Consider the following 23,352-nt stretch of genomic DNA (forward strand, 5'->3'; position numbering starts at 1 on the left):
GCAGGCTTTTTCGGAATTCTGACACTGCGGACCGAAGCCCGCAGCCAGCGAATTAACGCTTGGAGAACTGAGGACGCTTACGCGCTTTGCGCAGACCGACCTTCTTACGTTCAACTTCACGGGCGTCACGAGTAACGTAACCAGCCTGACGCAGAGTCGGACGCAGAGCTTCGTCGTAGTCCATCAGTGCACGGGTGATACCGTGACGGATAGCACCTGCCTGACCGTTACCGCCACCACCAGCAACAGTGATGTAAACGTCAAACTTCTCAACAGTTTCGGTCAGTTCCAGCGGCTGCATGACGATCATGCGCGCGGTTTCACGACCAAAGTACTGTTCCAGAGTGCGCTGGTTGATAGTGATTTTGCCTGTACCCGGACGCAGGAAGACGCGTGCGGTAGAGGTTTTGCGACGGCCAGTGCCGTAGTACTGAGTAGTAGCCATTATTCGCCTTCCCTTAGATGTTCAGTTCTTTCGGCTGCTGTGCCTGATGCGGATGTGCAGCACCAGCGTACACTTTCAGCTTGGTGTACATGGCACGACCCAGCGGACCTTTCGGCAGCATGCCTTTAACGGCCAGCTCGATAGTACGCTCAGGGAAGGTATCAACCATCTTGTTGAAGTTGGCTTCCTTCAGACCACCCGGGAAACCGGAGTGACGGTAGTACATCTTGGCGTTACGCTTGTTACCGGTAACGTGTACCTTCTCAGCGTTAACAACAACGATGTAATCGCCAGTATCAACGTGCGGAGTGTATTCCGGCTTATGCTTGCCACGCAGACGACGTGCGATTTCAGTCGCCAGACGACCCAGGGTTTTGCCCTCGGCGTCAACAACGTACCAGTCGCGTTTTACTTCGGCTGGCTTAGCGCTAACAGTTGTGCTCATTGATCTATACCTTGAACCTTTAAGTCTCGAAACCGAATCAAGTTCGCTTTCCGACTTACCTTATAGTTATTGGTTGCCGCCCACGCCAGGCGCCTGCGACAACGTACACTATCCTCTACCCCTTGCAGAGGAGCGCGAATTATAGACAAGTCATACGGTGAAATCCAGCGCAAAAAGCACTGAATCCAGAGGTCATCCAGCGCGATGTTCACGCACCAGATATTCGTGCGACTGCATCTCCAGCAGACGACTTTGGGTGCGCTGAATTTCAAATTCCAGACGCCCTTCGGTGTAGATATTCTCGATCGAAACCTGGGCCGAGATGATCAGTTTCACACCGCTATCGTAAAACTCGTCAACCATGTTGATGAAGCGCCGCGCCGCGTCATCATTGGAGCGCCCGAGCTGCGGTACATTGCTGAGAATGACCGCATGGAAGAGCTTGGAGAGCTCGATGTAGTCATTCTGAGACCGAGGCCCTTCGCAGAGCGCTTTAAAATCAAACCAGACTACGTCTTCGCAGGCACGACGACTGGGAATGCCGCGACCGTTAACCTCGATCATCTCGCCCTCAACGATCTGCTCACAGTCTGACGCCAGGCCGCGGAAGCTTTTCTCCAGACTCTCGTCAGCACCGGCGTCGAGCGGCCAGTGATAAAGCTCCGCCTGCTCCAGGGTACGCAGACGATAATCAACACCGCCATCCACATTGACCACATCGGTGTACTTGTTGAGCAGAGCGATGGCCGGCAGGAAACGCGCGCGCTGAAGGCCGTCCTTATAGAGACCGTCCGGGACGATATTGGAGGTTGCCACCAGGGAGACGCCATTACCGAACAGCTCTTCCATCAGGCCACCCAGGATCATCGCGTCGGTGATGTCGGAAACGAAAAATTCGTCAAAGCAGATAATGCGCGCTTCTTCTGCGTATTTTTTCGCGATAGCCACCAACGGGTTCTTGGTGCCATCCAGCGCGCGCAACTCCTGATGCACTCGCTGCATGAAACGGTGAAAGTGGGTACGCATCTTCCGCTCGAACGGCAGACTGTCGTAGAAGGTGTCCATCAGATAGGTCTTACCTCGACCCACCCCGCCCCAGAAATACAACCCCTGGACCGGCTCTACTTTGGCGCCACGCAGCTTCCCGCTCAGGCGCTGCATAAAACCAGGCTGAGGCGCATTTTCCGCCGCTACCAGATCGTCATACAGACGCTGCAGATGCCCCACCGCCATCTCCTGAGTCGGATCGTAGGCAAAATCATCCCGTTGCAGGTCCTGTTTATAACGCTCCAGAGGTGTCATTTAGACGCTTTCTCCCGACATAGATTGCAGCAAACGCAGAAACGCGCAACTTTACTGCCATGCAGCATTTTTATCAAACCAACAACCCCGGTTAAAAACCGAACAGAGAAACCAGCAAAGGCAACAAAAACGAGGTCAACAGCCCTGCTATCCCCATGGCCAGCCCACCAAAAGCACCCGCTGCCGCACTCAGCCCGAACGCATAAGCCGTGCCTATACCGTGAGCCGACATCCCCAGCGCAAAACCACGCGCCACATCATCCTCGATACGAAACAGACGAAACACGAACGGTGCCAGCACACAGCCGAGAATACCGGTCATCAGCACCAGACCCGCAGCCATAGAAGGGTATCCACCGATCTTCTCGACTATCCCTATAGCAATAGGCGAGGTCACCGATTTGGGTGCCAGGGTAAGAATCGTTTTATCACCAGCGCCCAGCAGCCAGGCGATACCGCTCGCACTGATGATGGCCGTGATGACACCACAAAAGGAGGCCACCAGCACCGGCAACCAGATCTGACGCAACCGATCGAAGTAGTCGCACAGAGGAACCGCCAGCGCCACCGTAGCCGGCCCCAGCAGAAAATGAATAAACTGCGCACCTTCAAAATAGGTATCGTAATCCGTCCCCGTGAGGGAAAGCAGCACAACCAGGACCAGGATCGAAATCAGCACCGGATGGAAGACGGACAAGCCACCCAGACGTTTGTGCAACCAACGCGCAAAAATAAACACGGCCAGCGTTAAAACTATCCACAGCAAAGGGCGCGCGGCGAAATAAACCCAGAACGGAGTCACTTCTCACCCCTCTTTTCAAACCGACGCATCAACCGAGCCAGCACCCAACCGGTTACGCCCATGGTGATCGCCGTGCTCAGCACCAATGTAACGCCAAACACGAACCACTCCCGTACCAGTAGATCCAGATGAACCATAAGCCCCACGCCCGCAGGGACAAACAACAGAGCCAGGTTCGTTAACAGAGTATCGGCCACCTGCCGCAGGTACTCCGAAGCACCACGCTTGGCCACCAGCAGAAACACCGCCATGAACAGCATCCCCATCACAGGCCCTGGCACAGGTAGAGAAAGAGAAACCACAAACAGCTCACCCGCGAGCTGAAACCCCAGCAAGATCAAAAATCCAACTAACATCTAATTCCTGGCCCCCAAGCCACCGACACCGTCGTGTTGCAAAGAATCTCTACCATTTTTCCCTTTATCCTCTTGGCATGCCAGAGGCAGCTCACTATAATGCGCCGCGTCGCTTGAGCAAGAGGCTTACCCGCCATCGCTTAGCGACCGGAAGGACCTTACCGGGAACTTCCATTTGAGTCGGGGTGTAGCTCAGCCTGGTAGAGCACTGTCTTCGGGAGGCAGGGGTCGTAGGTTCAAATCCTGTCACCCCGACCAACACAGATTCAGCGGTTATCCACACCAATAAATCTGGCGCATGTTATTGACAGGCAAAGAAAAAGCCTTATAATTCGCGCTCACTTGAACAGCGGATCGGTTTCCCAGACCATCAAAAAAGCGCTGATCAGGTTACACAAGCAGTACCAGAGTCATTTCGCGCTTCGAGCGAAATAACAGCAAGTCGGGGTGTAGCTCAGCCTGGTAGAGCACTGTCTTCGGGAGGCAGGGGTCGTAGGTTCAAATCCTGTCACCCCGACCATTTCTTCGCTTGATCCGCTTCTAATCTTTTTTACTCTCTCAATACTCAATCACTCAATACCCGATCAGATAGTAGAACGCAGCTTATCGATTCTGGCGCGTCTGTCGAGCAATACCACTCTTTCCTTTTTGATCACTTACCGCCTCTTGCCGTATCGGCAGCACAAGAGCTTAGTTTCGCTTAGCCTCCCCCTGCACTGCGGATATCAGATAAAAGCCAGCAAGAAACCAGCGCCTGCAACTCAACCCTCTATAACTGCATTACGCCCGCCCGGCGCGCCCAATCAGCATCAGGCATATCCCAGCAGATGAGCACAAAAAAGCTCCCTAAGGAGCTTTTTTATCGATCTACCGATCAGACCAGATCAGAGGAGCAGGCGACGGATATCGCTCAGCAGCCCGTTCAGATCGGTCAGGAAGCGACCTGCGTCACCACCATTAATGGCGCGGTGATCGTAAGAGAGGCACAGCGGCAGCATCTGACGCGGCTCGAACTCCTTGCCATTCCAGCGCGGTTTGATATCCGCACGGGAAACACCCAGGATGGCCACTTCAGGCGCATTGACGATCGGCGTAAAGCCGTTGCCACCGATACCACCGAGGCTCGAGATCGTGAAGCAGGCACCCTGCATCTCGTTCGGCTTCAGCTTGCGATCCTTGGCTTTGCCAGCCAGTTCGTTCGCTTCTTTGGACAGCTCGTAGATACTCTTCTTGTCCGCATCCTTGATCACCGGCACCATCAGGCCGTTCGGCGTATCAACCGCGATACCGATGTTCACATATTTCTTGTAGACAATATGCTCGCCATCGGAGTGCAGCGATGCATTGAACTTCTGATGGCGGGTCAGCGCGATCGCAGCAGCCTTGATCAGGAACGGCAGCGGGGTCAGCTTAACGCCGGACTTGGCCGCCTCATCCTTCATCGACTTACGGAAAGCTTCCAGCTCGGTGATATCCGCATCGTCGAACTGAGTCACGTGCGGAATGTTCAGCCAGCAGCGCGACATGTTGTCGCGAGTGATCTTGTCCACCTTGCTCAGCTTGACCATCTCGGTCTCACCGAACTTGCTGAAGTCCACCGCCGGGATCGGCGGAATGCCGGAACCACCGGTGACAGCCGCGGCAGCACCACCACCCTGCTCAACCTGCTTCATCACAGATTTCACGTAGGCCTGGACATCTTCTTTGACGATACGACCTTTACGGGCAGAACCCTTAACCTTGGTCAGATCGACACCGAACTCACGCGCAATCGCACGCACCGCGGGACCTGCATGAACAGACTTGTTCTTCTGGTCCATAGCCGCGATGTTCGCACCGGAAGCAGGAGCCGCCGCCTTCTGCGGGGCTGCCGCGGCAGGCGCTGCAGGCTTAGGTGCTTCCTGGGCCGGAGCAGCAGCGGGGGCCGGAGCCGCGCCACCAGAAACTTCAAGCTCAAGCAGCAGATCACCTTCGTTGACCTTGTCGCCTTCGCTGATCTTCATGGACTTGATGACACCCGCTTTCGGCGCAGGTACTTCCATGGAGGCCTTGTCGGTTTCCAGCGTGATCAGGCTATCGCCCTCTTCGACGCTATCGCCGTCCTTAACCAGAACCTCGATTACGTCGACATCGCTCGCACCGCTCAGATCCGGAATCAACACCTGCTCAACACCACCGCTCGAGGCAGGGGCTGCAGCCGGTGCAGGAGCAGCCGCTTCAGCAGGAGCCGCTTCCGCCGCCGGAGCAGCTGCCGGAGCAGCGCCGCCATCGGAAACTTCGAGCTCAAGCAGCAGATCACCTTCGTTGACCTTGGCGCCTTCGCTAATCTTCATGGACTTAACCACACCCGACATCGGGGCAGGTACTTCCATGGAGGCCTTGTCGGTTTCCAGCGTAATCAGGCTATCGCCCTCTTCGACGCTATCACCGTCTTTCACCAGGACTTCAATAACATCAACGTCGCTGGCACCGCTCAGATCCGGAATCAAAACTGTTTCGATACGGCTTCCGCCGGATGCAGCAGGCGCCGCCGGTGCGGGCGCAGGTGCAGCAGCCTCAGCAGGTTTTTCTTCTGCAGGCGTTTCTGCGGCCGGTGCTGCAGCAGCACCTTCCGCTTCCACTTCAACGATCACATCGCCTTCGCTGCAGGTACCGCCTTCACTGACGAGAACCTTTTTAACGACACCGCCAACGGTAGCCGGGACTTCCATGGACGCCTTGTCGGTTTCCAGGGTAATCAGGCTATCGCCTTCAGCGATGGTGTCACCCTCTTTCACCAGGACTTCGATGATATCAACGTTATCGTAGCCACCGATATCCGGCACTGTAATGTTTGTTGTGCTCACAATACTGTCCTCTCGTTAACCTTCAGATGTTCAGTTGCCGGTTCACACGGTCCAGGGGGCCGGTTTTTCCGGGTTGATATTGAACTTCTGCATAGCCTTGGCTACGTCGGCAGGCTTGAGCTTGCCCTCTTCCTGCAGCGCTTTCAGCGCAGCGATGCAGACGTAGTAGCGGTTAACTTCGAAGAATTCACGCAGCTTGCTGCGGGTATCGGAACGGCCGAAGCCATCGGTACCAAGCACCTTGTAGCGGCGCGGGATGTACTCACGCAGCTGGTCGGCAAACATGCGCATGTAGTCGGTAGACGCAACCACCGGACCTTCATGCCCTTCCAGAACCTGCTGAACGTAAGGTACGCGCGGCTCGTCTTCCGGATGCAGCAGGTTCCAGCGCTCAACTTCCTGGGCTTCGCGGCGCAGTTCGTTGATGGAGGTTGTGCTCCAGATATCAGCCTCGATGCCGAACTCTTCACGCAGCAGGGTCGCCGCTTCGCGAACCTCGCGCAGGATAGAACCGCAACCGAACAGCTGGACGCGCAGGTCGGCCTTGCCGCCTTCCTCGAGCAGGTACATACCCTTGACGATACCTTCCTCAGCGCCCTGCGGCATGGCCGGGTGCTGGTAGTTTTCGTTCAGAGTAGTGATGTAGTAGAACCGGTTTTCCTGGTTCTGATACATACGCTTCAGACCGTCCTGAACAATCACAGCCAGCTCGTAACCGTAGGTCGGGTCGTAGCTGACGCAGTTCGGGACCATCTGTGCCATCAGATGGCTGTGACCATCCTGGTGCTGCAGACCTTCACCGTTCAGCGTGGTACGACCGGAGGTAGCGCCGATCAGGAAGCCACGGGCCTGCATATCGCCAGCAGCCCAAACCAGGTCCATCACACGCTGGAAGCCGAACATCGAGTAGAAGATGTAGAACGGCACCATGGTGCAGTTGTTGTTGGCGTATGAGGTCGCCGCCGCGATCCAGGCAGACATGGAACCGGCTTCGTTGATGCCCTCTTCCAGAATCTGACCGGTCTTGGACTCCTTGTAGAACATGATCTGGTCGGAGTCGTGCGGTACGTAACGCTGTCCCTGGGATGAGTAGATACCCAGCTGACGGAACATACCTTCCATACCGAAGGTACGCGCTTCGTCAGGTACGATCGGCACCAGACGGTTACCCATCTTCTTGTCTTTCGCCAGAGTGCTGAGAACACGGTTCAGTGCCATCTGGGTAGACAGGGTGCGCTCGCCGGATTCTTTCAGCTGACCGGAGAAGGCCTCCAGCTCAGGCGTTTCCAGCTTTTCAAACTCGGTACGGCGCGCCGGGTAGAAACCGCCCAGCTTACTGCGACGATCCAGCATGTACTTCATCTCCGCGGAATCCGGAGACGGACGGTAGTACGGAACTTCTTTCAGCTGATCATCAGACAGCGGGATATTGAAACGATCGCGGAACGACTTGAGGTCGTCCATCGCCACTTTCTTCAGAGAGTGGGTATCGTTCTTCGCCTGACCGGACTGACCAGTACCGTAACCTTTTACGGTCTGCGCCAGAATGACGGTCGGCTGACCTTTGTGGTTCATCGCTGCGTGGTAAGCCGCGTAAACCTTGTATGGATCGTGACCACCGCGGTTCAGGTTCATGATCTCTTCGTCGGACATATCCTTGACCATCTCGGCCAGTTCCGGATATTTGCCGAAGAAGTGTTCACGCGTGTAAGCCCCGCCGTTGGCCTTATAGTTCTGCAGTTCGCCGTCACAGACTTCGTCCATGCGCTTCTTCAGCAGACCCTTGGTGTCTTTCTCGAACAGCGGATCCCAATGACGACCCCAGAGACACTTGATAACGTTCCAGCCGGCGCCGCGGAAGATGCCTTCGAGCTCCTGCACGATCTTGCCGTTACCGCGAACCGGGCCGTCCAGACGCTGCAGGTTACAGTTGATCACGAAGACCAGGTTTTCCAGACCTTCACGACCCGCCAGAGAGATGGCACCCAGAGATTCCGGCTCATCACACTCGCCGTCACCCAGGAAAGCCCAGACCTTACGGTCGCCGCGCTTGACCAGGTCACGCGCAGACAGGTAACGCATCATGTGCGCCTGGTAGATCGCCTGAATCGGCCCCAGACCCATGGATACGGTCGGGAACTGCCAGAAGTTCGGCATCAGCCAGGGGTGCGGGTAAGAGGACAGACCGTTACCGTCTACTTCGCGACGGAAGTTATCCAGCTGCTCTTCGGTGAGGCGACCTTCCAGGTATGCACGGGCATAGATACCCGGAGAGATGTGACCCTGGAAGAAAACCATATCGGCATCACGATCGCCTTCGGCGCCGTGGAAGAAGTAGTTAAAACCGATATCGTAAAGTGTGGCGGAAGAGGAGAAGCTGGAGATGTGGCCACCCAGTCCCTCGTCGTTATCGTTGGCACGCATGACCATCGCCATGGCGTTCCAGCGGATGAATGAGCGGATGCGACGCTCCATGAACAGATCACCGGGCATACGTACTTCGTCGCTCGGCGAGATAGTGTTCACGTAGGGCGTGCTAAGAGTGCCTGCACTACCGATGCCGATTTCTGCGGCACGGCTGCCCAACTTGGACAGCAGGTAACGCGCACGCTCATTGCTATCGTTTTTGGCGACAGACTCAAGCGCTTCCATCCATTCGTGAGTTTCGATTGGATCGATATCTTCAATCATCTCATCATGCACTGTGCTTTCTCCGATTCCATAAGCCGTCAGTTTGCAGAGAAAAACGCCCGATACGCAGATCATGCGTTTCGAGCGTTTTCCAATCGCACCTCTGAGTATGTAATTTTCTTATACTTGCGCCCTGAATGCTGCATCGCACAAGGGTTTCGGGTGCTTTGATTGTGTGTAAATATACTACACAGAGTATTTCAATCAGTCTACAAAACCGCATAAAACGCAAAACTGGTTACATTTTAACCAGGAATGCATGTAATTTTTGTACATAACTCTTACAAGAGACGTTACGGAGCGTGATTGAAGCGCCGCAACGCCCGCTGAACCCGGGACTCTTCTCGCCCCTGCTCCAGCAACGCTTCTTCAACATAGACCAAATGATCGTGCGCCGCATTACGCGCCAGCTCAGGTTCACCAGCACAGATCGCATCCATCAGTACACGATGCTGCTCATGAATTTTCTGCCGTACATCAGCCTTCGGATAGATGTTGCTGAGGTTATCGCCAATATGCTGATGCAGAAGGTTAAACAGCGCCCTCATCATATGCAGCAAAACCACATTATGCGCAGCGCCGGCAATCGCCAGGTGAAACTCCACATCTGCCGCCACCTCTTTATCGAACTCTTTGCGATCGTGGTAATGCTGCAGATCGTCCAGGCGCGCCTGTAACAACTCCCGATCCGCCGGCGTCGACCTGAGCGCCGCGTAATAAGCCGATACACCCTCAAGCGCGTGACGGAACTCCAGCAGGTCATACTGGGATTCCGGATGACTGCGGAACAGATCGAGCAGCGGATCAACAAGACTGTTGCCGATATTGTCAGCCACATAAGTACCACCGCCCTGACGACTCACCAGTAACCCTTTGGCCGCCAGCTTTTGCAACGCCTCCCGCAGCGATGGTCGCGACACTTCAAACTCCGCCGCCAGCTCGCGCTCAGCGGGCAGCCGCTGCCCCGGCCTCAAAGCGCCCTCCATGATCATCTCTTCGATGCGTTGCATGATGATGTCAGAGAGTTTCGGCTGTTTCACACTGCGATAGTTCATTCCATACCCGTCCACAAAACACAGTTGCCACTAAACGCCGGCCGACTCCCGCCGGAATTGACAAGTATCGTTCAAAAAAAATACAGTACCTCAACAGCGATGGTAAATTGGTATGACCAATTTTTCAATCACTCCAATAATTAAAGAAAAAGCATCCGCCAGCTACAGATCCCCAAGCTTGCGGGCCAACACGAGGTAGCGACCCCATGCGTCAAGAGCACCAGGCATTTCTCGCCACGCTAGAACAGTTCATTCCAGCGGAGCGACTGATTAGTGATCCGCTGCAAACACTGGCCTACGGTACCGATGCCAGCTTTTATCGCCTGCTGCCGCAACTGGTCGTAAAGGTCGAAACCGAGTGTGAGGTTGCACGCATCGTCAGTGCCGCCCGCCAGCAGGAAATTGCGCTGACGTTCAGAGCCGCCGGCACCAGCCTCTCTGGCCAGGCGATTACCGATTCCGTCCTGTTGATACTGGGCGATGGCTGGAGCGGCCACGAAATTCTGGACGATGCACAGCGCATCAAGCTGCAACCTGGCGTCATCGGCGCCCAGGCGAACCTGTACCTGGCACCTTTTGGCCGCAAAATCGGCCCGGACCCGGCATCGATCAATGCCGCTAAGATCGGCGGTATTGCCGCTAACAACGCCAGCGGCATGTGCTGCGGTACCGCGCACAACAGTTACCGCACCCTGGATTCCATGCGCCTGATCCTGGCCGACGGCACCCTGCTGGATACCGGCGATAGCGACAGCGTCGATGCATTTCGCAGCAGCCACCAAAGCCTGCTCGAAGCCCTGGATTCATTAGCACGACTCACCCGAGCCAATGAACAGCTTTCCCAGCGGATCGCCCATAAGTATCGGCTAAAAAACACCACCGGGTACGCGTTGAATGCCCTGGTCGATTACGCAGACCCGATCGACATCCTCCAGCACCTGATGATTGGATCTGAAGGCACGCTCGGTTTTATTTCAGAGATCTGCTATCGCACGGTGCCGGACCACCCTCACAAGGCCTCCGCTCTGGTGTTTTTCGATCGTCTGCAGACCGCCTGCGAAGCCGTAGCGCTAATCAAACCCACGCCCGTGGATGCGGTGGAACTCATCGATCGTGCAGGACTTAGATCGATCGAGAGCAAAGCGGGGATGCCGGCAATTATCGAACAACTGCCCGCCGATGCCGCCGCACTGCTGATCGAAACCCGCGCCGGCGACGAGCCTCGCCTCGGCCAGCAGATCGAACAGATCCTGCAGGCAATTTCAGCGCTGCCCACCAGTGAACCTGTGCAGTTCACCAGCGATGCGGATACCTGCGCCCAGTTCTGGGCGATTCGCAAGGGGCTCTTCCCCGCCGTGGGCGCAGTGCGCACCACCGGTACCACGGTGATCATTGAGGATATCGCCGTCCCCGTTGAACAACTGGCCAGCGCTGTTGCAGATCTGCACCGGCTGTTTGAACACTGGGGTTACTCCGAAGCGATCATCTTCGGCCACGCACTCGAGGGTAACCTCCATTTCGTCTTCACTCAGGCGTTCGACACCGAAGAGGAGATCCGTCGCTACTCGGGACTGATGGATGATGTCGCCGAGTTGGTCACCGCTCGCTACGAAGGCTCGCTGAAAGCCGAGCATGGCACCGGGCGCAATATGGCACCCTACGTTGAGCTGGAGTGGGGCAAGGAAGCCTACAACCTGATGTGGGAACTCAAACGCCTGCTTGATCCCCAGGAGATCCTCAACCCGGGCGTGATTCTCAACCGGGATCCGAAGGTCCACCTGAGCAACCTCAAACCTATGCCTGCGGCGAATAAGCTCGTCGACGCCTGTATTGAATGCGGCTTCTGCGAACACACCTGCCCCTCCCGCGCTCTGACGACCACTCCACGTCAGCGCATTGCACTCTGGCGAGAAATTTCACGCCTCGAACGCAGCGGTGAAGATCCAGCACGCCTTGCCAGCGTGCGCGGCGATTACACCTACCAGGGAGAGGAAACCTGCGCAGCCTGTGGCCTGTGCTCTACCGCCTGCCCGGTTGGTATCAACACCGGCGATCTAACCCGAGCCATTCGGCATGATCGACACCCGGAAGGTAGCCGCAGCGCCAACTGGATTGCCAGTCACTTCGCCGGCGTCACTAAAGCCGGCAGCCTGCTGCTAAACAGCGCCGATAAGGTTCACGGTCTGATCGGCACATCCAATATGCGCCGGCTGACAGATACGGCCAGAAAGCTCTCCGGTAACCGGGTACAGCAATGGACCCCGGCGATGCCGACAGGCAACCCACAACGGCGTAAAGATCTACCGGTCGCGGACAGCTCAAGGGACAAGGTGGTATATCTGCCAAGCTGCGCCAGCCGCGTGATGGGCCCTCAGCGTGGATCAGCCAGCGAGGCGTCACTGATGGATGTGACCGCAAGGCTTCTTGAACAGGCTGGCTACCAGGTGATTTATCCCGACAATCTGGAGTCGCTTTGCTGCGGCATGCCGTTCCAGTCCAAGGGTTTATTTGATACGGCGGCAAATAAAGCCGGTGAACTGAACCGGGAATTGCTGCATATCACGGAAAATGGCCGCATCCCGGTCTATTCTGACACCAGTCCCTGCAGCCTGAGGCTTGGCGAGCAGCTCGACCCGGCGATCAAGCTTTATGACAGCATAGAGTTTATCGACCGCTTCATGATGGAGCGTCTCGACATCACGCCGATGGACGAGGAGATCGCCCTGCACATCACCTGCAGCGCAACCCGCATGGGGCAGGCCACTAGTCTGAAACGCATCGCGTCACGGCTGGCCCGCAAGGTTGTCATTCCAGAAGGCATCGGCTGTTGCGGTTTTGCCGGTGACAAAGGGTTCAGTACGCCGGAACTAAACGCCAGCGCACTGCGCAACCTGAAGCCCCAGGTGGAGCAATGCAGCGGGGGGTACTCCAGCAGCCGCACCTGCGAAATAGGCCTGAGTCACCATAGCGGCATCGAATATCGCTCCATTGTGTATCTGCTGGAACAGTGCGTAAAAACAACAACCCAACGACGGACCGGAACAGAGGTTGAACACTAACCTGCGCCGGCTGAGGAGAACGCCATGTCACTACCAGAAATCAAGACCATCCTTTACACCTCTTCACTGGGCGAGCACACCCGTCCGGTTTTTCGCCAGGCTGTGCAGATGGCGAATAAACTCAATGCCCGTCTGCTGATGCTCCACGTGGTTGAGCCGGTGGGCGAAATGGGTCGCGCGCTGATCCATACCTATCTCCCCGACGATGTAATCAAACAGATGCACGACGAAGGGATAGCCCGCGTCATGGAGCAGATGAAAACCCGCGTTGAAAAATACCGTGATGAAGAGCTGAAAGAGCTGGATCAGGAGATCAAGTTCGAGGTGGAACCGGTGATCGCGGAGGGGCAACATGCCGAGACCATTCTCGCCCAGGCAGAAAAACTTGGCGCAGACCTGATCGTAATGGGCCAGGAAAACACCTTCGGCCACCACAGCGCCACTACCCATCAGGTGGTAAGACGAGCTAAGATCCCGGTTTTTGTCGTCCCCACCGGCAAGAAGTACATGTAATTCTCCAGACGCCTGCCGGGAAGCCCCCTGGGCGTCCCGGCACCGTTTTCAACAGGAAGGCTGCGAGTCACCGTATAGCATCTCAGCGTTCCAGGCACGGCGCCCGATAATAAGGATTTTCAATGGACGCCACGCTGTCGCTATTGCTCGAACGCATCTTTCAAACCGTATTCCCCTTGGTGGCCATCGTTGGCCTGGGCTATTTCTGCGCCCGCCGCACCCATACCGATATGTCGGTCGCCAACCGCATCAACATCGATATTTTTGTTCCCGCGCTTATCTTTTCCGTGATGGCGGCCAAGTCCTTCAATCCCCTGGAGCATGCCGATATCGCGCTCGGCGCACTGCTTGTCGTACTTGCTTCCGGATTACTTGTCTGGCCTGTATGCCGGCTGATCGGCGTATCTCCACGCACTATGGTGCCGCCGGCCATGTTCAACAACAGCGGTAACCTCGGCATCCCGTTGATCGTACTGGCGTTCGGCGAAGACGCACTGGCTGCCGCCGTGGTGCTGTTTCTGGTCGAGAACCTGCTCCATTTCACCCTCGGCATGTTTATCCTCGACAGCCGCACCAACCTGCTGCAACTGGCGCGCAACCCGATGATCTTGGCGACCGCTTCGGGCCTGGCATGGAGCCTGCTGGGCATCCCCCTCCCTGTTGCCATCAAAACGCCTATCGATATGCTCGGGCAGATCGCCATACCGCTGATGCTGTTTGCACTGGGAGTCAGGATGACAAGCATCGATTTTTCCAACTGGAAACCCGGCGCCTGGGGTGCGGTTCTGACGCCACTCAGCGGACTGATAGCCGCGGTACCGACTATCTGGCTGCTGGGGCTGGAAGGTGAAAAGGCCGCCTTCCTGATCCTGTTTGGCGTGCTACCGCCGGCGGTACTCAACTACATGGTAGCCGAGCGTTATAACCAGGAGCCTCATCAGGTCGCATCGATTGTGCTGATTGGCAATGTAGCCAGCCTGGCGGTGATTCCACTGACCCTGGCCTTCATCCTGTAACCAGCCGCGACAAAGAAAGGCCAGCCGGACGGCTGGCCTTGAACATTACTCCGCGCTTTCACCCGCACTCAACGTAATCTTGTCGCGGTTTTTCTCTACAGTGGCGGGCCCAATACCGCTGACTTCCAGTAACTGGTCGACACTGACAAAGGGACCAAACTCTTCGCGATATTCAATAATCGCAGCCGCTTTCGCAGGACCGATTCCCTCCAGGGAGCTGGCCAACTGATCGACGCTGGCGGTATTGATATCGACCGCGTAGGTGAAGGGAGAGAAAAAGCAGAGCGCCAGTAACAGCGCTTTAAGAAATGAACGCATAAGGATTTCCTTTGCATAATAAGTTACATGGCAACCTTTTGGTTACCCGCTGCTCAATCCGTGAACAGAAACCCACTATATAAAGGCTTTTCCCAGGCGGCCTTTGATCCCCGTCAATCAGTGGGGATCAAAGAAACCTGAATCGATATCAGACCGACGCAACTTCGCTCAGCACCGCTTCAACCGCCTGCGCAGGATCTTCAGCCTGAGTGATTGGCCGTCCTACCACCAGGTAGCTCGAACCGACACGAATAGCATCCGCTGGTGTCAGAATACGACGCTGATCGCCGGCCGCAGCCCAGGCAGGGCGAATACCCGGGGTGACCAGATCAAAGTCACCGCTGATCTCTTCACGCAACATCTGCGCTTCCTGCGCCGAGCAGACCACGCCATCGAGACCACTATCTTTGGTCAGCTTAGCGAGACGACGCACTTGCTCAAGAGGCTCGATATCCAGACCGATCTCAGCCAGGTCCGAACGCTCCATGCTGGTCAATACAGTCACGGCGATCAGCTTGGTATTCCCTGACACCTGCGCCAGCTCGTTCAGCGCCGCTTCCATCATCCGACGGCCGCCACTTGCATGGACGTTGACCATCCAGACTCCGAGCTCCGCCGCCGCGCGTACAGCCTTGGCAACGGTATTGGGGATATCGTGAAATTTAAGATCCAGAAACAGGTCGAACCCCCGCTTCTGCAAGGCTTCAACGATGGCCGGACCTTCACGAGTGAACAGCTCTTTACCGACCTTGACTCGACACTTGGCGGGATCGAGCCGCGCAGCCATCTCAAGAGCAGGAGCTTGCGCCGGGTAATCCAGCGCCACGATGACCGGTTTTTCTACTTTATTCATTGTTCGACAACCTGTTTATTCACCTTCCAACCCCTGTATGGGGCGCGTACTGTCCCACTGACGGCAGGAGGGGCAGTGCCAATGCAGAGTGCGCCCCGCGAACCCGCAGTGCCCGCAGCGGTAGATCGGCTTACTTAATTCCAACTGGCCCGTCAGCCCTCGCAGTACCGTGAGACTCTCTCTGGCGCTACTGGAGCCATATTCCAGATGCAGATCGATCAGGCGGTTGACCCCCCTGATCGAGGGGCGGCTTTTCAGCTCATCGGTAATAAACTGCCCCGCCGCTCTGACACCTTCGCGCTCGCAAAGCAGATCGGTTCTGGCAAGCAGCACCGTCGTTGACGGCGCGTGAACCATACACTCTTCAAGATAGCTTTCAAACTGATCGACGCGATTAACCTGGCGATAGCAACGCTCAAGCAGGGGAATAGTCTCACAAACCAGCAACGGCTCCTGATCTTTCACTGCCCGCAGATACTTGATAGCCAGCACCCATTCCCCCCGCTCCATCGCCATGCGGGCACCGAGAAGATTTGCTCTGACAACGGCTGGATTGAAACGCAACGCCTCGGCCAGCCCGGTCTGCACCTCTTTCCAGCGCCGTCTCGCCAGGCTACTCTCCGCCAGTTCACAGCAGTACTGCGCCAGCTCATGACCTATTCGACCCTGACCATCCGCTTCGAGCTGACGCCCCATGCGCAGCGCATCGCTCCATTCAGCCTCTTTCTCATAGAGTTTGACGAGCAACTCCAGGGCGTTGGATTTCATCTCCGCACCGGGGTTATCACGGATGATTTCATGCAACAGGTTTTCGGCCCTATCCAGCAAGCCAATCGCCTCGTAATCGCGGGCCAGCGCCATCTGAATACGGATAAAGTCAGCATGATCAAGCCCTGGTCGGGCCAGCAGTGTCTGGTGCACGCGGATGGCGCGATCCACATCGCCCTTGCGACGCAGCAAACGCGCTACCGCCAGATGGGCGGGAATGGTGTCTGAATTGATTTCAAGCGCCCGTACAAAGCTCTCGATAGCTTCATCGGTACGGTCACTCATCAGGTAATTGAGCCCCTGAAAATATTCACGGCTCAGCGCCCCCTCCTGGCGGGATTTACCGTTACTGGCACGATCGGACAGTAGCGAGCGACGGCCTAGAAACCAGCCGATCGCTATGGCAGCAACCAGTAACAACAGCAGGAGCGGATCAACGGGCATTTCAGGCAGAGTCTTTCAGCGCCAGTGCGCGCAGGCGATCTATCTCTTCTCTACTATTTGTTACCTTGCGCTGGGCACGGCTCAAGCGTGTTTTCAACGCCACGATGGTCAGACTGCTCAACAGCACTCCGCAGAGCCCACCGGCGACAAACGCCAGTATCAGCCAGAGTGACAGCGTCGCCTCAGGAAGGGTGAAAAACACCAGATCAATGCTGACCGGCTCGGTGTTATGCACGGTAAAAAGAATTCCCACTGCCAGTATCAGCAAACCGATAACGGCAGCAAGAAGGGTTTTGATCCAGTTCACGGAACGCCCTCTATATCACTCTAGGCTAAACTCAGGATTCTTCCTGAAGGCTCTGGTTAACCTGATCACGCAGCTCTTTGCCCGGCTTGAAATGAGGTACAAACTTTTCAGGCAGAGGCACGGAATCTCCGGTTTTTGGGTTACGGCCGATTCGCGGCGCACGGTAGTGCAGTGAAAAACTGCCAAAACCACGGATCTCGATTCGATCCCCCTCCGAAAGGGCTTCGGTCATATGATCGAGCATGGTTTTTACCGCAAGTTCGACATCCTTTACCGATAACTGAGGGTGCGCGTCGATCAGACGCTCAATCAATTCCGATTTTGTCATATCAGCTCCTCGCTGAAGTTAGGGACCAGGCCGACAACTGCCGGCCCGGCTGCCTGATCAGGAATCCCGCTTTTCCATCTGCGCCTTGATAAGATCACCAATGGTCGTCGGAGCGGCTTCATCGGCCTTCTCCTGAACGGACTTCAGCGCTTCTTTCTGCTCTTTGATCTCAACCTGTTTAACCGACAGGTTGATGGCGCGGTTACGGCGATCAACACTCACAATCGCCGCTTCTATTTCATCGCCCACGGACAGTTCGCTGGTCAGATCTTCAACCCGGTCACGGGACAGCTCCGAGACTTTAAGAACCCCGTCGATCCCTTCGGCCAGGCTAACGGTTGCCTGACGCGGATCCACTTCCGTCACCTTACCCGTAACAATCGCCCCTTTCGGGTTCTGATCGGCATATTCGATAAACGGATCTGAATTCATCTGCTTGATACCCAGCGCAATACGCTCACGCTCTGGATCAATAGACAGCACCAGCGCCTCAACCTCCTGACCCTTGGCGTATTCCTTGACGACCGTCTCACCCGGCTCGTCCCAGGAAAGATCGGACAGGTGCACAAGGCCATCAATACCACCTTCCAGGCCAACAAAGACACCGAAATCAGTGATGGAACGGATAGCACCGCTGATACGGTCGCCCTTCTTGTAAGTGCTGGCGAAAGCCTGCCAGGGGTTCTGCTTGCACTGTTTCATCCCCAGGGAGATACGGCGGCGCTGCTGATCGATATCAAGGATCATCACATCGATCTCTTCACCGATGGAGACCACCTTGGAGGGGTGAATATTCTTGTTGGTCCAGTCCATTTCGGAGACATGCACCAGGCCTTCGATGCCTTCGGCGATCTCCGCAAAGCAACCGTAATCGGTAAGATTAGTGACCTTGGCAGTGACCTTGTCGCCGACGGTGTAGTCCTTGGTGAGCTGGCTCCAGGGATCGTCCTTCAGCTGTTTCAGACCAAGGGAGACACGGCTGCGCTCACGATCAAACTTGAGCACCTTGACGTCAATCTCGTCGCCAATTTTCAGAACTTCGCTCGGGTGTTTGACTCGCTTCCAGGCGATATCGGTAATATGCAGCAGACCATCGATACCGCCAAGATCGATAAAGGCGCCGTAGTCGGTGAGGTTTTTGACCACCCCTTTGACCACCAGGCCTTCTTCCATCTTCTCAAGCAGCTTTTCACGTTCTTCGCTGTAGACCGCCTCAAGTACGGCGCGACGGGAAACGACGATATTGTTGGAGCGGGCATCCAGCTTGACCAGTTTAAACTCAAGCTCCTGCCCCTCAAGATGAGAGGTATCCCGCAGCGGACGGACATCCACCAGAGAACCGGGAAGGAAAGCGTTGATACCGTTTACATCCACGGTAAGACCGCCGCGGACCCGGCCGGTGATATGGCCGGTGACTGTCTCTTCGCCTTCGTAGGCTTTTTCGAGGACCGCCCAAGCTTCAGCACGCTTGGCCTTTTCTCGGGAGAGCTGGGTGGAGCCGAAGCCATCCTCAAGCGACTCCAGGGCAACCCTGACTTCGTCACCGACTTTCAGGCTGACCTCGCCGTTATCGTCGCGAAACTGCTCAAGGGGAATCACCCCCTCCGACTTAAGCCCCGCATTGACCATAACGTAGTCGTTATCAATCGCGACCACCGTGCCCGTAACGATCGATCCCGGCGCCATGTCCAGGTCTTTCAGGCTTTCCTCGAACAGTTCAGCAAAACTCTCGCTCATCACCCTCGGTCCTCAAAATGGGGCCGCGTCAGCGCAACCCTCTATGTCTCGCTTCGTCCAGCACCGCCAGCAGAACCTCGTCGATCGTCATCTTGGTGGAATCAAGAATAATTGCATCAGGCGCCGGTTTAAGGGGAGCGACGGCTCGATTCATATCGCGGTCGTCACGTGCCCTGATATCGTCCAGTATTGCTTCAAGGCTAGCACCCAGTCCCTTGCTAATCAACTGGTTATAACGGCGCCTGGCGCGCTCTTCCGCACTGGCGTCAAGATAGATTTTCAACGGCGCTTCAGGGAACACCACAGTCCCCATGTCACGACCGTCGGCAACCAACCCCGGCGCGTGCACAAAATCACGCTGACGACTGAGCAAAGCTTCGCGTACCGGGCCTAGTGCAGCGACTACTGAGGCATCCGCACCCACCTCTTCGGTACGTATCGCCAGGGTCACTTCCTCCCCTTCCAGCACGATCTGCAGCTCTTCATCCTGCTCGCCGGCCAGAAACTTAACGTCCAGATGAGCGGCCAGCACCTCCAGCGCCTCGGTATCATCAAGGCTGACGCCATGATGACGTGCCGCCAGCGCGGTCAAACGGTACAGGGCGCCACTGTCGAGCAAGTGCCAGCCCAGCGAACGGGCTATCAGTTTGCAAAGGGTACCCTTGCCAGACCCACTTGGGCCGTCGACAGCGATAACAGGGACCTCTTGTTCACGGCGGGACATCAGTCCTCCTCCTTAAATAAAGCAATTCCAATACGTCGGGCCAGATCAGCAAACTCGGGACAAAAGCTACCCACCGATTCGCAGCCGGCAATATCGAGCGGACCTGCGGCCCGCTGCGCCGCGATCGTTAGCGCCATGGCAACCCGGGGATCGCCGCCGGAATCAAGCCGGCCACCTCCCAGAGCTCCGCCGCTAACGCTCAGCTCGTTGTTCTTCACGCTCAAAACCACACCCAACTGCTCCAGTGCCTGACACATAAGTGTAAGCCGGGTGTTTGACAAAAACGTATCGTTCTCCGGCAAACTCAGCCGCGTTTCGCCCTCTGCGCAGACGGCAGCGACCAGTAATGCAGGGCACTCATTCAGCGCAAGCCGGCTAAGTTCATCGGGTATTCTGACGCCCTGCAGCGCGGCATGTCGCACGCGGATGTCAGCTACCGGCTCTCCACATTCTTCGTGAGCATCCAGCAGCTCTATATCCGCCCCCATCTGTTTGAGGATAGTCACCAGTCCCATACGCGTAGGGTTGATGCCTATATGCTCGAGCAACAGCTCGGCGCCCGGCGTAATATTTGCCGCCACCAGGAAAAAGGCAGCCAGAGAAAGATCGCCGGGGATGCGCAGCTGGGTACCGACCAGGCGCTGACCAGGCTCGATACAAATATGCTCAGTTTCCTGCTGCAGACTCACGCCGAAACGGCCGAGCATTCGCTCAGTATGATCGCGGGAGACTCCCTCCTCTTCGATACACAGGCGGCCCCGGGTATAGAGACCTGCCAACAGCAATGCTGACTTCACCTGGGCACTGCCAACACTCAGCGCCGCGCCGGGGCTCTGCAACTGTGCAGGCATGATTTTCAGCGGTGCTCGGTGGCCGTCAGCGGTATCGATCTGTGCACCCAGCGCCCTGAGCGGCTGCACCAGGGTACGCATCGACTCGGTGTTGAGCTGGTCGTCACCACACAATTCAGTGGCAAAATCCTGCCCGGCCAGCACACCGCAAAGCAGACGCATTGAGGTTCCCGAGGAGCCCAGGTAGATAGGCCCAACCGGCGGCTGCAGTCCATTCAGACCAACGCCATAGACACGAACCCGCCCCTGGTGTGGCCCTTCGATCACCACGCCCAGATCGCGAAAAGCCTGCAGCGTAGCCAGGCTGTCCTCACCATCAAGAAAACCGTCGATATCGGTAATGCCATCCGCCAGCGCCGCCAGAATAATCGCCCGGTGTGAGATCGAGCGATCACCGGATACAGCGATAGAGCCGGAAATTTTCCCGTCCGGGCGCACCAGAAAGCGGGCTGGTCGCTGCTGCACCTGAGGTGAATAGGCCGAACGGGCGAGGATGCGGGAGAAGTGCTCGCGGGCGGAACGTGCGCGGGTAAAAATACCCAGCAGCGCCTGACTATCTCCGCGATCTACCGCATCACGCAGACGCGAAACTCCGGCGGTAAAACGGTCGATCTGCGCCAACAGCTGATCCCGGTTGGCAAAACAGATGTCGTGCCACATGCTCGGGTCGCTGGCGGCGATACGGGTAAAGTCGCGAAAGCCACCGGCGGCATAGCGGAAGATGTCGGTATTTTCCGCCTCGTGCGCCAGCGTATCCACCAGCGAGAATGCCAGCAGGTGCGGCAGATGACTGGTTGCAGCCAGCACCTCGTCATGACGACTCACATCCATCTGCAGCACTTCGGCACCCACCGCCTGCCACATACGCGCTATCGCCAGAGTCGCCTCGGGGGCTGACTCGGGCAGCGGTGTCAGTATCACCTTGCGCCGCACGAACAGGTCGACATCGGATGCGCCGACGCCGCTTTTCTCGGCACCGGCAATGGGATGACCAGGCACAAACCCAGGAGGCAGTTCACCGAACAGCGTGCGTGCCGCCAGCACCAGGTTACCCTTGGTACTGCCCACGTCGGTAATCAGAGTATCTTCGCGCAACCAGGGTCGGATCTCGGCGAGCACGGTTTCCATCACCTTAACCGGCACTGCCAACAGCACCAGTCCGGCTTTGGAAACCTCTTGACCCAGATCTTCCCCGATACGGTCGATCACCCCCAGCGACAATCCCAGTTCACACTCTGCCCGGTTCAGGTCAAAACCGACGACCTCGTCGACCAGTTTGCGCTGTTTCAAAGCCCGGGCAAGAGAGCCACCGATCAGGCCGAGGCCGATAACCAATACGCGGCCGGTGGAAAACTTCAACACGCCAGCACCTTTTCAAGCGCTGCCAGGAAGCGTCGGTTTTCCTCGGCGAGACCAACGGTGACGCGCAGATGCTCATGCAAACCATAAGGCGCCAGCGGCCGTGGAATCACGCCCTCTCTGAGCAACAGATCGAAGACATCCTGGGCGGGACGCTTTAGATCAAGCAGCAGGAAATTGCCCTGGGTAGGCAGCGACTCAAGCCCCAACCGCTGCAAGCCTTCACGCAACTGGATAACACCCTCTCGGTTGACCTCCAGCGTTTTCGCAAGGTGCTCGCTGTCAAACAAGGCAGCCTCAGCGGCGGCGAGCGCCGGAGCGTTGACATTGAATGGATCACGCACGCGATTCATCAGGTCAGTGACCGCAGGATCCGCCGCCGCGAAGCCTACGCGCAGACCCGCCAGGCCGTAGGCCTTGGAGAAAGTACGCAGCACAACCAGGTTGGGGTAATTCTCGAGCAAGCTTAAGCCATCCGGCAGGCCGGCGGCGGGGTCAACATACTCGGTGTAGGCCTCATCAAGCACCACGATCACCCGCGACGGAACCGCATCCATAAACGCCACCAGCTCATCACGGGTGAACCAGGTGCCGGTCGGATTATTCGGGTTGGCCAGGAAGATCAACCGAGTCTTACCGGTCACCGCAGCGGCCATCGCCGCAAGATCGTGACCTGCATTTTTAGCAGGTACAACAACCGGCTCCGCTTCGACGAAGCGAGTCGCCAGCGCGTAGGCGATAAAACTGTATTCGGAATAGATAATCTGTTCGCCGGGACGCACGAATACACGTGCAGCCAGGCTGATCAGCTCATTTGAACCATTGCCTAATGTCAGGCGTTCGGACTTCAAGCCAAAACGTTCACGCAGGGCCGCCTTGAGGCGGAAACCCGCTGCATCGGGATAGCGCGTCATGCCGCTGATGGCGGCTGTCGCCGCAGCCATGGCGGCCGGACTCGGCCCCAGGGGATTTTCATTACTGGCCAGGCTGACGATATCGGTCAATCCCAGCTCCCGCTCCAGCTCTGCAGCGGGCTTGCCCGGTCGATACGGCGCCAACTGCGCGATGCCGGGAGATGCAAGACTATACAGATCAAAACTCATGGAGATAGAAGACTCCCTATCCTTACAACT

At 56.8% G+C, this 23,352-nt stretch carries 20 protein-coding genes and 2 tRNA genes; 5 read left to right on the forward strand and 17 right to left on the reverse strand.

Annotated features, from left to right (window positions below; all coding sequences use genetic code 11):
- Positions 1-52: 52 nt before the first annotated feature.
- The 5 genes from rpsI to C4S72_RS16400 form a co-directional block, all read right to left on the reverse strand.
- Positions 53-445, reverse strand: a complete 393-nt coding sequence (gene rpsI / locus C4S72_RS16380) for a 30S ribosomal protein S9 (RefSeq protein WP_104004236.1) — start codon at positions 443-445, stop codon at positions 53-55.
- 13 nt (positions 446-458) lie between these two features.
- The gene (rplM, locus tag C4S72_RS16385; RefSeq protein ID WP_104004237.1) at positions 459-890 is read right to left on the reverse strand and encodes a 50S ribosomal protein L13; all 432 of its coding nucleotides are present in this window, start codon (positions 888-890) and stop codon (positions 459-461) included.
- 192 nt (positions 891-1,082) lie between these two features.
- On the reverse strand, positions 1,083-2,192 hold the full coding sequence (gene zapE / locus C4S72_RS16390) for a cell division protein ZapE (protein WP_104004238.1): 1,110 nt from the start codon (positions 2,190-2,192) through the stop codon (positions 1,083-1,085).
- 91 nt (positions 2,193-2,283) lie between these two features.
- Positions 2,284-2,994: an LrgB family protein gene (locus C4S72_RS16395; RefSeq protein ID WP_104004239.1), complete on the reverse strand. Its 711-nt coding sequence runs from the start codon at positions 2,992-2,994 to the stop codon at positions 2,284-2,286.
- Positions 2,991-3,350, reverse strand: a complete 360-nt coding sequence (locus C4S72_RS16400; RefSeq protein ID WP_104004240.1) for a CidA/LrgA family protein — start codon at positions 3,348-3,350, stop codon at positions 2,991-2,993. Before C4S72_RS16400 ends, C4S72_RS16395 begins: the two co-directional genes overlap by 4 nt.
- 181 nt (positions 3,351-3,531) lie before the next feature.
- Here C4S72_RS16400 and C4S72_RS16405 point away from each other — a divergent pair.
- Positions 3,532-3,608: transfer RNA gene (locus C4S72_RS16405), tRNA-Pro, on the forward strand.
- A 185-nt stretch (positions 3,609-3,793) separates the two neighbouring features.
- Positions 3,794-3,870, forward strand: a tRNA-Pro gene (locus C4S72_RS16410).
- Between the two features lie 364 nt (positions 3,871-4,234).
- Here the strand turns inward: C4S72_RS16410 and aceF are convergent.
- The 3 genes from aceF to pdhR all read right to left on the reverse strand — a co-directional run bounded on the left by aceF (position 4,235) and on the right by pdhR (position 9,942).
- Positions 4,235-6,196, reverse strand: a complete 1,962-nt coding sequence (aceF, locus tag C4S72_RS16415; RefSeq protein WP_104004241.1) for a dihydrolipoyllysine-residue acetyltransferase — start codon at positions 6,194-6,196, stop codon at positions 4,235-4,237.
- A 42-nt stretch (positions 6,197-6,238) separates the two neighbouring features.
- Complete coding sequence (aceE, locus tag C4S72_RS16420) at positions 6,239-8,887, reverse strand: pyruvate dehydrogenase (acetyl-transferring), homodimeric type (RefSeq protein WP_104004402.1); 2,649 nt, start codon at positions 8,885-8,887, stop codon at positions 6,239-6,241.
- A 293-nt stretch (positions 8,888-9,180) separates the two neighbouring features.
- Complete coding sequence (pdhR, locus tag C4S72_RS16425) at positions 9,181-9,942, reverse strand: pyruvate dehydrogenase complex transcriptional repressor PdhR (RefSeq protein ID WP_104004242.1); 762 nt, start codon at positions 9,940-9,942, stop codon at positions 9,181-9,183.
- Positions 9,943-10,148: 206 nt separating this feature from the next.
- On the opposite strand from pdhR, the gene C4S72_RS16430 reads away from it, so the two are divergent.
- The 3 genes from C4S72_RS16430 (at position 10,149) to C4S72_RS16440 (ending at position 14,530) form a co-directional block, all read left to right on the forward strand.
- Positions 10,149-13,001, forward strand: a complete 2,853-nt coding sequence (locus C4S72_RS16430; RefSeq protein WP_104004243.1) for an FAD-binding and (Fe-S)-binding domain-containing protein — start codon at positions 10,149-10,151, stop codon at positions 12,999-13,001.
- 24 nt (positions 13,002-13,025) lie between these two features.
- Positions 13,026-13,514 carry a universal stress protein gene (locus C4S72_RS16435; protein ID WP_104004244.1) on the forward strand — a complete coding sequence of 163 codons (489 nt, stop codon included), beginning with the start codon at positions 13,026-13,028 and terminating at the stop codon, positions 13,512-13,514.
- A gap of 122 nt (positions 13,515-13,636) precedes the next feature.
- The gene (locus tag C4S72_RS16440; protein WP_104004245.1) at positions 13,637-14,530 is read left to right on the forward strand and encodes an AEC family transporter; all 894 of its coding nucleotides are present in this window, start codon (positions 13,637-13,639) and stop codon (positions 14,528-14,530) included.
- A 45-nt stretch (positions 14,531-14,575) separates the two neighbouring features.
- On the opposite strand, the gene C4S72_RS16445 is transcribed toward C4S72_RS16440, so the two are convergent.
- The 9 genes from C4S72_RS16445 to hisC all read right to left on the reverse strand — a co-directional run bounded on the left by C4S72_RS16445 (position 14,576) and on the right by hisC (position 23,322).
- Complete coding sequence (locus tag C4S72_RS16445) at positions 14,576-14,848, reverse strand: ComEA family DNA-binding protein (RefSeq protein ID WP_104004246.1); 273 nt, start codon at positions 14,846-14,848, stop codon at positions 14,576-14,578.
- A 148-nt stretch (positions 14,849-14,996) separates the two neighbouring features.
- Entirely contained in the window at positions 14,997-15,701 is a 705-nt protein-coding gene (gene pyrF, locus C4S72_RS16450) for an orotidine-5'-phosphate decarboxylase (RefSeq protein ID WP_104004247.1), read from the reverse strand.
- 15 nt (positions 15,702-15,716) lie between these two features.
- On the reverse strand, positions 15,717-16,913 hold the full coding sequence (gene lapB, locus C4S72_RS16455) for a lipopolysaccharide assembly protein LapB (protein ID WP_104004248.1): 1,197 nt from the start codon (positions 16,911-16,913) through the stop codon (positions 15,717-15,719).
- A 1-nt stretch (position 16,914) separates the two neighbouring features.
- The gene (locus C4S72_RS16460; RefSeq protein ID WP_104004249.1) at positions 16,915-17,220 is read right to left on the reverse strand and encodes a LapA family protein; all 306 of its coding nucleotides are present in this window, start codon (positions 17,218-17,220) and stop codon (positions 16,915-16,917) included.
- A gap of 31 nt (positions 17,221-17,251) precedes the next feature.
- Positions 17,252-17,548: an integration host factor subunit beta gene (ihfB, locus tag C4S72_RS16465; protein ID WP_104004250.1), complete on the reverse strand. Its 297-nt coding sequence runs from the start codon at positions 17,546-17,548 to the stop codon at positions 17,252-17,254.
- A 57-nt stretch (positions 17,549-17,605) separates the two neighbouring features.
- Positions 17,606-19,285: a 30S ribosomal protein S1 gene (gene rpsA, locus C4S72_RS16470; RefSeq protein ID WP_104004251.1), complete on the reverse strand. Its 1,680-nt coding sequence runs from the start codon at positions 19,283-19,285 to the stop codon at positions 17,606-17,608.
- Between the two features lie 28 nt (positions 19,286-19,313).
- Positions 19,314-20,009, reverse strand: coding sequence for a (d)CMP kinase (gene cmk / locus C4S72_RS16475; RefSeq protein ID WP_104004252.1), 696 nt, complete (start codon positions 20,007-20,009; stop codon positions 19,314-19,316).
- Positions 20,009-22,222, reverse strand: a complete 2,214-nt coding sequence (locus tag C4S72_RS16480; protein ID WP_327332838.1) for a bifunctional prephenate dehydrogenase/3-phosphoshikimate 1-carboxyvinyltransferase — start codon at positions 22,220-22,222, stop codon at positions 20,009-20,011. Before C4S72_RS16480 ends, cmk begins: the two co-directional genes overlap by 1 nt.
- Positions 22,216-23,322 (reverse strand): histidinol-phosphate transaminase, encoded by a 1,107-nt coding sequence (hisC, locus tag C4S72_RS16485; protein ID WP_104004254.1) that lies wholly within the window; start codon positions 23,320-23,322, stop codon positions 22,216-22,218. The genes C4S72_RS16480 and hisC overlap by 7 nt, the downstream gene beginning before the upstream one ends.
- Positions 23,323-23,352 lie beyond the last annotated feature (30 nt).

Source organism: Marinobacterium lutimaris, from assembly GCF_900108065.1.
GTDB classification, from domain to species: domain Bacteria; phylum Pseudomonadota; class Gammaproteobacteria; order Pseudomonadales; family Balneatricaceae; genus Marinobacterium_D; species Marinobacterium_D lutimaris.